Here is a 13,926-nt window from a genome sequence, read left to right as displayed (position 1 = left end):
GAAAAGGGAGTAATGGAAAAAGTACGTTCATAAAACTAAGTAAATATATGTGTTTAGGGGGTTAATGAAGTGTATGTAATTAAAAAATTATCAGTTATGGTGTTCACGCTATGGGTTATTACGACGGTGACATTTCTAATTATGCATATTATTCCGGGGGATCCATTTTCATCAGATGCAAAAATCTTTCCTGAAGAAGTGATCCAAAACATGAGAGCGAAGTATCACCTTGATGAACCGTTATGGAATCAATATGTTGCTTATTTAGACGGCGTAGTTCATTTTGATTTTGGTGAATCTGTTCAATCAACCGGGCAAGGTGTATCAGAAATTATAACAACTGGTTTTGGTCCATCAGCAATTATTGGTTTACAAGCACTTATTATTTCATTGCTAGTCGGAATTGCTGCAGGTACATTTGCGGCTCTCTATCATGGGAAGGTAATTGATTACGGTGTAAGTTTACTTGCCATCCTCGGTATTTCTATTCCGAGCTTTATTTTAGCACCACTATTTATACAAGTATTCGCTATTCAATTCGAGCTCTTACCAGTAGCCTCTTGGGGTACATTTGAACATACGGTATTGCCATCCTTTGCATTAGCGTTAGGACCAATCGCAGTGATTACAAGATTTGTTCGCTCTAATATGATTGAAGTTTTGCAGAGTGATTATATTAAGTTAGCGAGAGCAAAAGGTATACCGATTAAGAAAATTATTATAAGACATGCTCTTCGAAATGCAATTGTTCCGGTACTTACATTTGTTGGACCGTTAATGGCGGGACTTTTAACAGGTACTTTCGTTATTGAAAAGATTTTTTCAATTCCTGGTCTCGGAAAATATTTTGTAGATAGTATTTTTAATCGAGATTATCCAGTGATTATGGGAACAACCATTTTTTATAGTGCACTTTTAATTGTATGTATTTTTATTACAGATATTATTCATCGTATTGTTGATCCACGTATTCGTTCTATTACGTAAGGAGGGAGATGTTTAGATGGGGGCTTATGAAATTAATGACCAGTTATTAACAAATGAAGAGAAAAAAGAATTAACAATAAATAAAGATCAGCAAAAGATTAGCCGAAAGAAAGAAGTGTTTCGTAAGTTTGTATCGAATCCAATCGCAGTTTTAGGATCAGTGACGTTATTACTCATTATTGTTTTTTCACTTGTTGGTGAAAGTTTAACGCAATTTACTGCGAGTGAACAAGTAAAAGAGGCGACAAACTTACCACCTAGTAGTGAGCATTGGTTCGGAACAGATGATTTGGGAAGAGATATATGGGCACGTACTTGGGCTGGCGGGAAAATTTCATTAACAGTTGGATTAGTGGCAGCTGCTCTTGATATAGGACTTGGTGTGCTAATTGGAGGATTTAGTGGATATGTGAGAGGGCGCAATCGCCTTGGGACATTAATTGATGAGTGGATTATACGAGGAATCGAAGTATTATACGGTATCCCGTATTTATTAATTGTTATTTTACTATTAATTGTTATGAAACCAGGTCTTTTTACCATTATCATCGCCCTTGCATTAACAGGATGGATTGGTATGGCACGTCTCGTTAGGGCGCAAGTCTTATCTTTAAAACAAAGAGAGTTTGTTATTGCAGCGGAGCGATTAGGTACATCACATATGAAAATTATATACGGGCACTTAATTCCGAACTTAACAGGCATTATTATCGTAAATTTATCATTTACAATTCCAGCAGCTATTTTCTCAGAATCATTTTTAAGCTTTATCGGACTAGGAGTGCAATCACCGGCAGCAAGCTGGGGGACGATGACGAATGATGCACTTGGGACATTACTAAGCGGGGAATGGTGGCAGCTATTCTTCCCAGCAATCATGATTGCGCTTATTATGTTCGCATTTAATGCGATTGGTGATGGTTTACAAGATGCAATTGATCCAAAAATCGTAAAACAGAATCGAAAGGAGAAAAAACATGGGACAGCTCTTATCTTTAGAAAACGTAACGTTAGCCGTTGAAAAAGAGAATAGTAAACAAGCAATTGTGAAGCATGTTTCCTTTTCTGTTAGCAAAGGTGAAATAGTTGCACTTGTAGGAGAAAGTGGCTCAGGGAAAAGTGTTACAGCACAATCTATTATCGGCTTAAATCAAGAATCAATTCAAATTGATGATGGAAATATATCTTTTGAATCAAAGGCATTAACGAATCTACAAGAATCAGAATGGAATCAAATTCGTGGGAAAGATATTTCTTTTATCTTTCAAGATCCACTTTCATCTTTAAATCCGACGATGAAGGTGGGAAGGCAAATTACAGAGGTGATTTTGCAGCACGAAAAGAAATCGAAAAAAGAGGCAAAAGAAATTGCAATTAACTTATTAAATGATTTAGGAATACATGAAGCAGAGAAACGCTATGAACAGTACCCACATCAATTAAGCGGAGGCATGAGGCAACGTATTTGTTTAGCGATCGCATTTGCCTGCCACCCAAAACTCGTTATTGCGGATGAACCTACGACAGCATTAGATGTAACAATTCAAAAGCAAATTATGGAGTTATTAAAGGAAAGAAAGGAAAAGCAAAATACGAGTATTTTACTAATTACGCACGATTTAGCACTTGTACGTGAAGTAGCGGATCGAGTAGTTGTGATGTATGGAGGACGTGTTGTTGAAAAAGGAACGATAGAGGAAGTGATAGGTTCTCCTAAACATCCATACACAAAAAGCTTATTACAAGCAATTCCCAATATGGACGATTCCGAAAAAGTATTACGTGCAATAGAAGGGACGACACCTTCCATTGAGACGTTAAATAGCTTTGGTTGTCCTTTTGTAAATCGTTGTCCAGTAGCGATAAAAGAATGTATTCATCGTTTCCCAGAGAGAACAACATATTCTGGGGAGCATAGTTCACATTGCTGGCAACATGTTCTGGAGCATAATAAAGCGAAATCAAAAGAGAAGGTGAATGCCTCATGACGACAGATTTAATTACTGTAAAGCAAGTAACGAAAACGTATGGAAGTAAAAATAAAGAAATCGCAGCGTTAAAAGACATATCACTTGCGATCCCGAAAGGAACAACGCTTGGCATTATTGGAGAAAGTGGTTCAGGAAAAACAACACTTGGTAAGCTCATAGCTGGGATTGAGAGCCCAACGTCTGGTGAAATTGATTATAACGGTCAAGTCGTTCACAAGTTGAAGGCAGCTCATAAACGTGATTTCTTACAGAAAGTACAGTTTATTTTTCAAGATTCCACAGCTGCATTAAATCCGCGCTGGAAAGTACGCGATAGCGTAACGGAAGGCTATATTTCATTTGGTTTAGGTGATAAAGGATTAAAGGATAAAGTAGCAGGTGATGCGCTAGAGCGTGTGGGGTTAGATAGACGATATATTGATCGCTATCCGCACGAATTTAGCGGAGGACAACGTCAACGAATTGCTATTGCAAGAGCGTTATTGTGTGAGCCGGAAGTATTGATTCTTGATGAACCAATTTCGGCATTAGATGTTTCATTGCAAATTCAAATTGTACATCTGCTGCAAAAAATCCAAAAAGAACAAGGTTATACATATTTATTTATCGCGCACGATTTACCGATGGTTCACTATTTATGTGAAAAAGTAGCTGTCTTATACAAAGGAGAACTTGTTGAATTTGGAAATACGGACGAAGTATTCCGTAATCCACAACATTCTTATACAAAAACATTATTAGCATCTACACCAAAAATTTCAGGTTAAAGGAGAATGTAGGATGAAGAAGTTTTTACTGTTTGTCATTATGACCGTATTAGCAATTACTTCTGTTGCTTGCGGTAAGAAAGAAACGCAAAAGGCGAGTGCTGGTAAGGGAGAAGGCGATCGATTAGTAACGAATATTAGTAGTGATCCATATACACTTGATTCTGCTATTGCAACAGATAGCACGTCAGGTTATATAATTGGGCAGTTGTTTTCAAGTTTATATACGCAAGATAGTAATGGGAAATATCAAAATGAATTAGCGGAGAAAGAAGAAGTAAATGCTGATGGAACTGAATATACAATCCATTTGAAGAAAGATATTAAATGGTCAGATGGTTCTCCTATTACAGCAAATGATTTTGAATTTGCATGGAAGCGATTATTAAATCCGAAAACGGGTTCTATGAATGCGACAGAAATGTATTTTATTAAAGGGGCAGAGGCGTATAATACTGGAAAAGGTGAAGAAGGACAAGTTGGTATTCAAGTTGTTGATCCTCAAACATTAAAGGTAACCCTTGAACACCCAGTTGCTTCTATTAAACAAAAACTAGCAAGCTCACTATTTATTCCATTAGCTAAAAAGTCGATTGATGATAATAATAAATTAAAAACAGATCCAAAAGAGTTAATTACGAATGGGCCATTCACGTTAAAAGAGTGGAAGCATAACCAGGCTATTACAGTACAAAAAAATAAAGAATTCTATGATAAAAAGGTAACATTAAAAGAAATTGAGTTTCGTATTATTCCAGACTCTAAAACAGCGTATCAATTATTTAAATCCAAAGAATTAGATTTACTAAGTGGTTTACCACAAGAGATGATCGAAAAAGAAAAAGGAAATAAAGAATATAAGCGTGTTGCAGGGTTCTCTTCTTATATTTATTCGTTTAACGTAGAAAAAGAGCCGTTTACAAATGCAAAGGTACGTAAAGCATTTTCATTAGCGGTTGATCGTAAATTTATCGTTGAAAAATTGTATAAAAATAATGCGCAAGAAGCATATGCATTCGTTCCAGAAGGAGCAAAAACACAAAGTGGCCGTGATTTCCGTAAAGAAAAAGGTGATTACGTTAAATTTGATCCAGCAGAAGCGAAAAAGTTATTAGAAGAAGGCATGAAAGAACAAGGCTGGTCTACATTACCTGAAGTAACATTAAAATTCACTACAGATACACAACATAAAAAAGTAGCAGAAGCAATGCAAGAAATGTTTAAGAAAAATCTTGGCGTAGATATTAAATTAGAAAATAAAGAGTGGAAGAGTTACATCGACACATACAAGCAAAGTGATTTCCAATTAGCTTATATGGGATGGGGCGGCTCTTTATTAGATCCAATTACTAAACTAGATTTATATGCAGGTGATGGTCCAAACAATTATGCAAAATGGCATAATAAAGAATTTGACGCTTTAGTGAAGGAAGCAGAAGTTGAACAAAATGAAGATAAGCGTTTTGACTTATTGCATAAAGCGGAAGATATTATGTTTACAGATTCACCATTAATCCCAATTATTTTCCCAAGTGCTTCCTATTTACAAAAACCATCAGTATCCGGTGTCCAATTCATTATTGGTTCTAGTCCAGAATTAAGATACGCAAAAATTAAAAAATAAAGAAGTAGGCAACTGCCTACTTCTTTATTTTATTTCTCTTTTATATTCTTTTTTCGTTCCATCAGAGAAGACAACTTCTAAATCAAATTTTTGATAGTCTTTATCAAGTTTGAACACGTTCACTACTTGATCGATTACTTCTTGGTCAGCAGTATCTTTATCAAATTTTAATTCTTGTAGAAGTGGGCTTAATTTTGTGATAGCCTCGTCTCCTGTTAATTTTATATCTGCTTTATGATCTTCAATTTTTGCTTCCATTTTCTTATCAGCTGCTACATTTTTATAGTCTGCTTCGTAGTCTTTCTTTGTATCTTGGTAGTCTGCCTTTAAATCGAATTCATTGAAGTTTAGTTTTAAATCTGCAGGAGCCTCGTTTTTTGCTTCTTCAGTCGTCTTTTTATTAGAAGTTGTATCTTCTTTTGCAGGAGCTTTACATCCTGTTAATGCAGGTACTAGCATAAGAGCTAATAAAACTGATAGTAGAGTTCTCATTATAAATTCCTCCTTATGTAAATTCGTTCTATACAAGTTTTTCCCAAAAACATGTAATTATGTATGTGTTGAAAATAAATTATTATTCTGTAGTCATAAGGGCTAATCCGCAATTTAAATCAAAAACGATTTGTATGTATATGGTAAATTGAAGTTGTGAGGGAGGGACTAAAATGCATGAAGAGTATAAAGAGATAATAAAAAAATCAATTGAATATATAGAGAATCACTTACATGAGGAGCTTACAACAGAAAGAGTGGCATCTCACAGTGCAGTATCGATGTACCATTTTCATCGTATCTTTCAAAGATATGTTGGGATGAGTGTAACGGATTATATTCGAAAGAGAAGGTTAACTCATGCTGCGCAGACTTTAGTATCGACTGAAAGAGCAGTTATTGATATTGCAATGCAATATGGTTTTTCCTCACAAGAGGCATTTACGAGAGCTTTTAAAAGAATGTTTCAATTGCCACCAAAGAAATATCGAAAGTACTTCCAGTCATTTTATATAGAAAGAGAGGGTGTTTCAATGCAAAAAGGTATACCGAAAGGATGGATCTTAAGTGGAAGTCATCCTGCTGAATATGAGATGGGTTTAGATTATGAAGTTGTCCATCAAGGGAAAGTATCTGCATACATAAAAGCAAAAGAGAATGTTACGCACGGAGGATTTTCAACATTAATGCAAATGTTCCGAGCAGATAAATATGTAGGGAAGAGATTACGTTTTACAGCATTTGTTAAGAGTGAAAATGTAAGAGATTGGGCAGGATTGTGGATGCGAGTAGATGGAAAAGAGACAGAACCGCTTGCTATGGATAATATGCAAAATCGTCCCATTAAAAATACGAATAATTGGCAATCGTACTCGGTTGTATTAGATATAAAAGAAGGAGCGCTTGGTATTGCATTTGGTGTTTTATTATCAGGAGAAGGTTATGTGTGGCTAGATAGTATTCGATTTGATGAAGTAGATGAAAAAATTCCTACAACAGATTTGGCAGAGAACTTTTATGAAACACTCTTAGAAGAACCAGTGAATCTACAATTTGAAGAATTAGAAAAATAAAAAAAGGAGAAAAGATATGCTCAAATATGTAAAACTAATAAGTATTAGTTTAGTAATATCGTCTTGTATTATGGGAATTAATTATTTAGTTAGCTATCTTTGGTCAGGGCATATACCTTCTTTGACGTGGAGAACATATTTGATGTTTGTGTTTATATTTATGATGAGTTTTGGTTCCGTGCAAAAAGAAGGGAGAAAGGATTATTGACAATTATTAGAAAAGTTATATAATCTAAATGTAAGTGATCACTTGCATGAGGAAGAGAGGGTTTTATGGCGCGTTCAAAGACAGCAGAAAGAATTATTCAAGCAGCGATTGAATTAGTGAAAGAAAAAGGATATACAGCAGCGACAACGAAAGAAATTGCAATGCGTGCTGGTGTTAATGAAGTAACGATATTCCGCAATTTTAAAAGTAAGAAGGGTGTTATTGAAGCTGCGGTTGCTGAATTTTCATATGTACCGCATTTAAAGCAGTTTTTACAAACAGAAATTGTGTGGGAATTAGAAACGGATTTAAAGAACTTAGCAAGGCATTATCATAATTTTTTAGATGGGGTAAAAGATATTATTGCTATTGGTATACGTGAGGCTGGAGAATTTCCTGAATTAGACGGGGAAATTGCTAAAATACCACAAGGACTAAAAGAAGAATTAAGTATCTATTTTGCAAAAATGCAGGAAAAAGGAAACATTATTGATACAAATATTGAAGCGCAAGTAATGAACTTTATCTGGATTAATTTTGGATATTTCTTATCTAAATTACGTTTTGCCGATCGCCTGACAGAAGTTGATGATGAGAAATTTATTGAAAATAATATTGTTTTATATGCTAGGGCATTAAGACCCTAGTATTTATTTAAAATAAAATGCAAGCATGTACTTGCTTGCTGAGTGGGAGAGCGGGAAGATGGATACATTAAAACAGTTTTTGAAAAGACCAGGTACGTATGTAGGAATGATCGTAGCGCTATCATTCCAACTTATTTTCTTTTGCGTGTGGTTAACGGCATATGATGGAGTGAATGAACGAGCAGATCAAATGCGTATTGCTATTGTGAATGAGGATGCAAATATAGGGAATAAAATAGCAGAAGGCTTACAGAGAAATTTACCATTTCAAGTGAAGGCAGAACATTCTGTGGAAAAAGCAAACAAAGAAATGAATGACCATGTGTACGATATGATTATTGAAATTCCTGCTTCTTTTTCAAAAGATATAAATGAAACAGGAAAATCAAATTTAAACTTCCACATTAATCAAGCGAATGCCATGATGGCAAAGCAAATGATGGAAGGAGCTGCAAAACAAATTCGAGATAATGTAAATAAAGAGGTAGCAAGTTATAAGAAACAAGTGATTGTCGGAAAGCTACAAGCTGTAGGACATGAGAATGTAGAAGTGATAAAAGGGTTAACTGAAGATTCAATTGGTTTTACAGTTCATAAAGTAAATGATGCAAAAGGATTTTCAGTGAATATGGTACCGCTAATGATCGTATTAGCTTCATTTGTAGGAGCAATGATAATGAGTATGGAATTATCAAAAGTTGCAAAAGAAGTAAAGGGCAGTTGGAGTAATTTCTTATCAAGACAAATTATAAACGGTACAGTATCGATTTTACTTGCATGTATTACAATTGGTTTGATGAAAGGCTTCCAAATTGAGATGCACGAAACGGTATGGAGTATATGGGTGTTTCAAGCAATAGTCTTCTTCGCATTTCTTTCATTAACACAAATGTTTCTAACTGTGTTTGGAAACGCAGGTATGATTTTTAATATTATCTCACTATCGTTACAACTTGTAAGTTCCGGTGTAATTGTCCCACATGAGATGCTTTCTAAAACATATCAAACAATCGGCGGATTATTTCCTGCAACATATGCAGCGAATGGCTATTATACAATAATATTTGGAGGAGTTAGTTTAGAGAGAAATATTATTTCATTATTAGTTATTGTATTGGTTACACAATCAGTAGCAGTGATGACTTTAGCTATAAAAGGAATGGTAAAGGGAAGAAGAAGCTCTGTAGTTAAAGAAGCATAAAATAAAAAGGTATCCTCGGTGGGATACCTTTTTATTAGCACTTATTATTTTGCAACTTCTGTCCACTTGTAGTTAAACTCACCACCGAAGTCAGTTGTTACAAGTCCTTTAATAAATCCGCGTTGTAAGTAAGAACGACCTTGTTGGTATAAAGGAGCGACAGCACCGTCTTGTAATAGAATTTTTTCAGCTTGCTTCATTGCTTCCCAGCGAGCTTTTTCATCACCAGCTAAATCTGTTTTTACTTTATGAATTAGCTCATCGTACTCTTTGTTAGAGTATTTATCGAAGTTGTAAGCACTATCTGTTGTAAATAAATCTAAGAATGTAATTGGATCAGCGAAGTCAGGGCCCCAGCCATCAATACCGATTTCATAGTCACCACTTAACAGTAGTTTTAACTGTTGTTTACGTGGTTGTGGTTTTAAATTCACTGTTAATCCATCTAAGTTCTTTTCTAGTTCACCTTTTAAATATTCACCAGTCTTTTTAGCTAAAGCATTATCACTTGTTAGGAGTTCAATTGTTACTTTGTCAGTACCAAGTTCTTGCTTCGCTTTTTTCCAGTTTTCTTTCGCTGTTTTGACATTATCTTTCACTAGATTTCCATTTTCTTTACGGAAGTCGTTGCCATCAGGACTTTTTGCGAATTTCGCAGGAACCATTCCTTCAGCTGCAACAGCGCCGTTATTTAAAATTGTTTCTACGTATGCTTTCTTATTCATTGCTCCGTTAATAGCAAGGCGTGCATGTTGATTTTTTAATGTTTCATTTTTTTGATTGAGTCGTAAAAATTGAATGCCAACTTCAGCGCGTTCTTTGAAGTTTGGATCGCCCTTATATTTATCAACAAACTCCGCAGTTAAAGCAACGCGATCAATTTGTCCTGAATCATATAAATTAACTTCTGTAGACTTATCTTTAACGACATTGAAGTTGATTTCTTCTAATTTCACCGTTTTAGCATCCCAATAGTTAGGATTCTTCTTCAGTTGGAAGCTTTGCTCGTGTTTCCAGTTATCTAATGTGAAGGCACCGTTGTAAATTAAATGATTTGTTTCTAAACCGTATTTATCGCCTTGAGACTTTAAGTACTCTTCATTAATTGGTAAGAATGTTGAGAATGTCGTTAAACTTAAGAAGTAGGGAACAGGACGATCTAGTTGTACTTCTAATGTTTTGTCATCAATAGCTTTGACCCCTAGTTGATCAATCGGCAATTGTTTTTGGTTTATTTGTTTCGCATTCTTTATATCGAAGAATAAGAATGCATATTCAGCTGCTGTATCAGGGTTTACGGCACGTTGCCAAGCGAAGACAAAGTCTTTTGCTGTAACAGGAGTCCCGTTTGACCATTTTGAATCACGCAGATGGAATGTATATTTCGTTTTATCGGGACTAACGTCAACCGACTCAGCGACACCAGGAATCGGTTTATTATCTTCTCCCATTGCATATAACCCTTCAAAAACATTACGCATTACGTTCATGGATTCCCCATCCGTTGCTTTTGCAACATCCATTGTTGGAATTTCTGAAGCAAATGATAAGTTAATTGCCTGTTTATCAGGTGCTTTATCATTTGCCTTCGCTCCGCTTGCGTTATCTTTATTTCCCCCGCAAGCAGTTAGTAATAGACTTGCCCCTAAAACAGATGCAACAACAGGTACAACTTTTTTCTTCATTGTTCGTTCCTCCCTAAATGTGTTGTTCGTAACGTCATAATGTCCATGTTTTGAAGTGTATCTATAGAAGAAGAGAAAACCTATTATAAATATGTACATGTAGGTAATCAGGTGTTCTATATGTATATACATGTTGAACTATAATTTATCATTATATGCTTCGACGTAGTAGACGTTATATTATGATGGTGAAATATTTCGTTTCTTTGATTATTTAGAATATTAACACTGGAGAGAACTATATGTCAATAATAAAAAGTTGAGCATTAATTTTTTAAAATAATATATTAAAAAAGCGGATTTCCTCTTATTGAGAATCCGCTTTTAATACATTTTTTCAATAAAATAATTACTGTAGATAGAAAAACATCGATTCAGCTTGCCTTTTATTTTTCAATTTGTGCCCATTTGAAGTTTAATTGACCTGCAAAGTCTACTTGCACAATTCCTTTCACATAAGAACGTTCTAAATAAGATTCGCCTTTTTGGTAAAGGGGAGCGATAACAGAGTCTTTAAATAATATTTTTTCAGATGCTAGTAATGCTTCCCAGCGAGCTTTTTCATCACCAGCTAAAGTCGTTTTAACTTTTTCAATTGTTTCATCGAATTCCTTATTAGAGTAATGATCTAAGTTGTAAGGGTTATTCGTTGTAAACAATTCAAGGAATGTAATTGGGTCAGCAAAGTCAGGGCTCCAGCCATCAATACCGATTTCATAGTCACCTTTTAATAAAAGTGAAACTTGTTGTTTACGTGGTTGTGGTTTCACATTTACTGTTAATCCATCTAAATTCTTTTCTAGTTGTCCTTTTAAGAACTCACCTGTTTTCTTATCAAGGTCAGCATCACTTGTTAATAATTCTAATGTAATCTTTTCAGAACCAAGCTCTTGTTTTGCCTTTTTCCATAACTCTTGTGCAGATTTTGTATCAACTTTAGTTAAATCTCCATTTATAGTACGGAAGTCCTTTCCATCAGGCCCTTTTGCAAAGTTTTTTGGAACGAGACCAAAGGTTGGTGTAGAGCCATCATTTAATAACGTATTTACAAAGGATTTTCGATCAATTGTTTGATCAATTGCTTGGCGTGCAGAAACGTTTTGCAGTACTTTGTTTTGTTGATTCATACGTAAAAATTGTACGCCTACGTTCGGGCGTTCTTTAAAGTTTGCATCCTTTTTATATTTATCAACGAAATCAGATGTTAATTTTATACGGTCTAATTGTTTTGATTCGAATAAGTTTACTTCTGTTGATTTTTCTTTTACAACGTTAAAATTGATTTCTTCTAGTTTGACAGTATCTTTATCCCAATAGGTAGGGTTTTTCTTGAATTTAAAGCTTTGTTCATGCTTCCAATCGCTTAGTGTAAAAGCGCCGTTGTACAAGATTGTGTTGTCTTCTAAAGCGTACTTATCACCTTGTTTTTTAAAGAATTCCTCGTTAATTGGTAGAAATGTTGGGAACGCTGTTAAGCTAATAAAATAAGGAACAGGACGCTCTAATTCTACCTCAAACGTATGGTCATCAACTGCTTTTACACCAAGTTGGTCGGCTGGAAGTTCTTTGTTGTTAATTTTTGTTGCATTTTTAATATCAAAGAATAGAAATGCATATTCAGAGGCTGTTGCTGGATCGACAGCTCTTTGCCAAGCGAAGACAAAATCTTTCGCTGTAACAGGAGTACCGTTTGACCATTTTGAATCTCGCAGGTGGAATGTGTATTTCGTTTTATCGCCACTTACTTCATGAGATTTTGCAACACCAGGGACAGGTTTATTACCTTCACCAAGGTTATACAAACCTTCAAATACGTTTCTCATTACTTGACCAGAATCAGTATCTGTAGCACGAGCTGTATCCATTGTTCGTATTTCAGTAGGTGAAGATAAGTTTAAAACCTGTTTACTAGGTGCCTCGTCTTTTGCATTTGCTCCGCTTGCTTCGTTTTTATAACTACCGCAACCAGTTAATAAAATACTTACTCCTACAACTGATGCAATACCGGGTACAAACTTCTTTTTCATTTGATTTTCCTCCTAAATAATTAAGTTTGGATGATGATGAGGGAAATGAAAAATAAAAAATCCCTCTTTTCGTATTGAGAAAGAGGGATTTTTACGTACAAGTTATGCACCCGTATATAAACGAAGTCCCTCATTCTATCTTTCAAGCTATAAAGCTTGCAGGAAGTGGCACAGTATTCAAAAATGAACCTGCTGCCGAGGTTTCAAAGGGCCAGTCCCTCCACCTCTCTTGATACAATGAGTAAACGAATAAACTTTATTAATTTTTGTGTTTCTTTGATAATTCAAAATCTTACACCTTGGATGATGAAGTGTCAACTGAATGAAATATAGTTTAAATTTTCAGTTTTATTTAACGAAAAACCACTGCATATGGCAGTGGTTTTTCTACTAGAAGTTAAAGTTATCTGGATCTGGACCAACGCGACGATCTTCATTTAAAGCTTGAATTGCTTTCATATCATCAGCACTTAATTCAAAGTCGAAGATGTTTGCATTTTCAATAATACGATGTTCTTTAATTGATTTAGGAATTGTTACAACTTCGTTTTGTAAATCCCAGCGTAAAATAATTTGCGCAGTTGATTTATTATATTTTGTCGCAATTTCTTGCAACGTTGGATTATCTAGTAGTTGTCCTTGCATTAACGGTGACCAAGCTTCAAGCTGGATATTATGTTCTTTACAGAAAGCGTGCAACTCTTCTTGTGCTAGACGTGGGTGGTATTCCACTTGATTGACCATTGGCTTAATTTCAGCAATTTCAAATACGTCTTGTAAGTGGTGAATATGGAAATTACTCACGCCAATTGCACGAACACGGCCGTCTTTATAAAGTTTTTCTAACGCTTTCCATGATTCAGTATATTTCCCTTTTACAGGCCAATGTACTAAATATAAATCTAAATACTCTAGTCCTAATTTTTCTAATGTAGTTTCAAATGCTTGAAGTGTTGTTTCATACCCTTGATCGCTATTCCATACTTTTGATGTAATAAATAATTCTTCACGTGAAACACCTGATTCACGGATTGCTTGGCCAACGCCTTCTTCATTTTGATAAATTGCTGCAGTATCTATACTGCGGTAGCCATTTTTAATTGCTGCTTTCACAGACTCAATTACTTCTGAACCATCTTCTACTTTAAAAACACCTAAGCCGAACCAAGGCATTTTTACACCGTTATGTAATGTTGTATAGTCTTTTAAACTTGTTAAACTCAT

General features: G+C 35.1%; 13 protein-coding genes and 1 riboswitch. Of the genes, 9 read left to right on the top strand and 4 right to left on the bottom strand.

Translation table 11 applies throughout. The features are described 5' to 3' along the window. The first annotated feature begins 69 nt into the window (after positions 1-69). From BAQ46_RS11065 to BAQ46_RS11045, 5 genes are read left to right on the top strand one after another with little or no spacing between them, the layout of a single operon-like run. Complete coding sequence (locus BAQ46_RS11065; RefSeq protein WP_000289310.1) at positions 70-987, top strand: ABC transporter permease; 918 nt, start codon at positions 70-72, stop codon at positions 985-987. A 16-nt stretch (positions 988-1,003) separates the two neighbouring features. Further along, entirely contained in the window at positions 1,004-2,008 is a 1,005-nt protein-coding gene (locus BAQ46_RS11060) for an ABC transporter permease (RefSeq protein WP_000501526.1), read from the top strand. After that, positions 1,965-2,975: an ABC transporter ATP-binding protein gene (locus tag BAQ46_RS11055; RefSeq protein WP_000531257.1), complete on the top strand. Its 1,011-nt coding sequence runs from the start codon at positions 1,965-1,967 to the stop codon at positions 2,973-2,975. Before BAQ46_RS11060 ends, BAQ46_RS11055 begins: the two co-directional genes overlap by 44 nt. Continuing rightward, entirely contained in the window at positions 2,972-3,745 is a 774-nt protein-coding gene (locus tag BAQ46_RS11050) for an ABC transporter ATP-binding protein (protein WP_000205663.1), read from the top strand. Before BAQ46_RS11055 ends, BAQ46_RS11050 begins: the two co-directional genes overlap by 4 nt. 13 nt (positions 3,746-3,758) lie before the next feature. Beyond that, positions 3,759-5,369, top strand: coding sequence for a peptide ABC transporter substrate-binding protein (locus BAQ46_RS11045; protein ID WP_071741925.1), 1,611 nt, complete (start codon positions 3,759-3,761; stop codon positions 5,367-5,369). Positions 5,370-5,393: 24 nt separating this feature from the next. Here the strand turns inward: BAQ46_RS11045 and BAQ46_RS11040 are convergent, their stop codons facing one another. Then, positions 5,394-5,861: a YusW family protein gene (locus tag BAQ46_RS11040; RefSeq protein ID WP_071741924.1), complete on the bottom strand. Its 468-nt coding sequence runs from the start codon at positions 5,859-5,861 to the stop codon at positions 5,394-5,396. 173 nt (positions 5,862-6,034) lie between these two features. Between BAQ46_RS11040 and BAQ46_RS11035 the strand changes: the two genes are divergently transcribed. The 4 genes from BAQ46_RS11035 to BAQ46_RS11020 all read left to right on the top strand — a co-directional run bounded on the left by BAQ46_RS11035 (position 6,035) and on the right by BAQ46_RS11020 (position 8,990). After that, the gene (locus tag BAQ46_RS11035) at positions 6,035-6,934 is read left to right on the top strand and encodes a helix-turn-helix transcriptional regulator (RefSeq protein WP_000544197.1); all 900 of its coding nucleotides are present in this window, start codon (positions 6,035-6,037) and stop codon (positions 6,932-6,934) included. A 16-nt stretch (positions 6,935-6,950) separates the two neighbouring features. Continuing rightward, positions 6,951-7,142 carry a hypothetical protein gene (locus BAQ46_RS11030; RefSeq protein ID WP_000922549.1) on the top strand — a complete coding sequence of 64 codons (192 nt, stop codon included), beginning with the start codon at positions 6,951-6,953 and terminating at the stop codon, positions 7,140-7,142. A 65-nt stretch (positions 7,143-7,207) separates the two neighbouring features. Then, positions 7,208-7,789 (top strand): TetR/AcrR family transcriptional regulator, encoded by a 582-nt coding sequence (locus BAQ46_RS11025; protein ID WP_000124370.1) that lies wholly within the window; start codon positions 7,208-7,210, stop codon positions 7,787-7,789. A gap of 58 nt (positions 7,790-7,847) precedes the next feature. Continuing rightward, complete coding sequence (locus BAQ46_RS11020) at positions 7,848-8,990, top strand: YhgE/Pip domain-containing protein (RefSeq protein WP_071741923.1); 1,143 nt, start codon at positions 7,848-7,850, stop codon at positions 8,988-8,990. 44 nt (positions 8,991-9,034) lie between these two features. Here the strand turns inward: BAQ46_RS11020 and BAQ46_RS11015 are convergent, their stop codons facing one another. From BAQ46_RS11015 to BAQ46_RS11005, 3 genes are all read right to left on the bottom strand, one after another. After that, entirely contained in the window at positions 9,035-10,675 is a 1,641-nt protein-coding gene (locus BAQ46_RS11015; protein WP_071741922.1) for a peptide ABC transporter substrate-binding protein, read from the bottom strand. Positions 10,676-11,061: 386 nt separating this feature from the next. Then, positions 11,062-12,702 (bottom strand): peptide ABC transporter substrate-binding protein, encoded by a 1,641-nt coding sequence (locus BAQ46_RS11010; RefSeq protein ID WP_000726476.1) that lies wholly within the window; start codon positions 12,700-12,702, stop codon positions 11,062-11,064. A 132-nt stretch (positions 12,703-12,834) separates the two neighbouring features. Next, positions 12,835-12,941, bottom strand: a riboswitch (SAM riboswitch). Positions 12,942-13,092: 151 nt separating this feature from the next. Further along, a complete protein-coding gene (locus tag BAQ46_RS11005; protein WP_000060176.1) occupies positions 13,093-13,926 on the bottom strand; it encodes an aldo/keto reductase in 834 nt (277 codons plus the stop codon).

The sequence above is a fragment of the Bacillus paranthracis genome (assembly GCF_001883995.1).
Classification (GTDB): domain Bacteria; phylum Bacillota; class Bacilli; order Bacillales; family Bacillaceae_G; genus Bacillus_A; species Bacillus_A paranthracis.
This window is presented reverse-complemented; position numbering and strand designations above follow the sequence as displayed.

Coding starts and splice junctions, on each gene's coding strand:
- BAQ46_RS11045 (WP_071741925.1), top strand. CDS start 3,759: ATGAAGAAGTTTTTACTGTTTGTCATTATGACCGTATTAGCAATTACT.
- BAQ46_RS11055 (WP_000531257.1), top strand. CDS start 1,965: ATGGGACAGCTCTTATCTTTAGAAAACGTAACGTTAGCCGTTGAAAAA.
- BAQ46_RS11060 (WP_000501526.1), top strand. CDS start 1,004: ATGGGGGCTTATGAAATTAATGACCAGTTATTAACAAATGAAGAGAAA.
- BAQ46_RS11040 (WP_071741924.1), bottom strand. CDS start 5,861: ATGAGAACTCTACTATCAGTTTTATTAGCTCTTATGCTAGTACCTGCA.
- BAQ46_RS11050 (WP_000205663.1), top strand. CDS start 2,972: ATGACGACAGATTTAATTACTGTAAAGCAAGTAACGAAAACGTATGGA.
- BAQ46_RS11015 (WP_071741922.1), bottom strand. CDS start 10,675: ATGAAGAAAAAAGTTGTACCTGTTGTTGCATCTGTTTTAGGGGCAAGT.
- BAQ46_RS11025 (WP_000124370.1), top strand. CDS start 7,208: ATGGCGCGTTCAAAGACAGCAGAAAGAATTATTCAAGCAGCGATTGAA.
- BAQ46_RS11005 (WP_000060176.1), bottom strand. CDS start 13,926: ATGAGTTTAACAAGTTTAAAAGACTATACAACATTACATAACGGTGTA.
- BAQ46_RS11020 (WP_071741923.1), top strand. CDS start 7,848: ATGGATACATTAAAACAGTTTTTGAAAAGACCAGGTACGTATGTAGGA.
- BAQ46_RS11035 (WP_000544197.1), top strand. CDS start 6,035: ATGCATGAAGAGTATAAAGAGATAATAAAAAAATCAATTGAATATATA.
- BAQ46_RS11010 (WP_000726476.1), bottom strand. CDS start 12,702: ATGAAAAAGAAGTTTGTACCCGGTATTGCATCAGTTGTAGGAGTAAGT.
- BAQ46_RS11030 (WP_000922549.1), top strand. CDS start 6,951: ATGCTCAAATATGTAAAACTAATAAGTATTAGTTTAGTAATATCGTCT.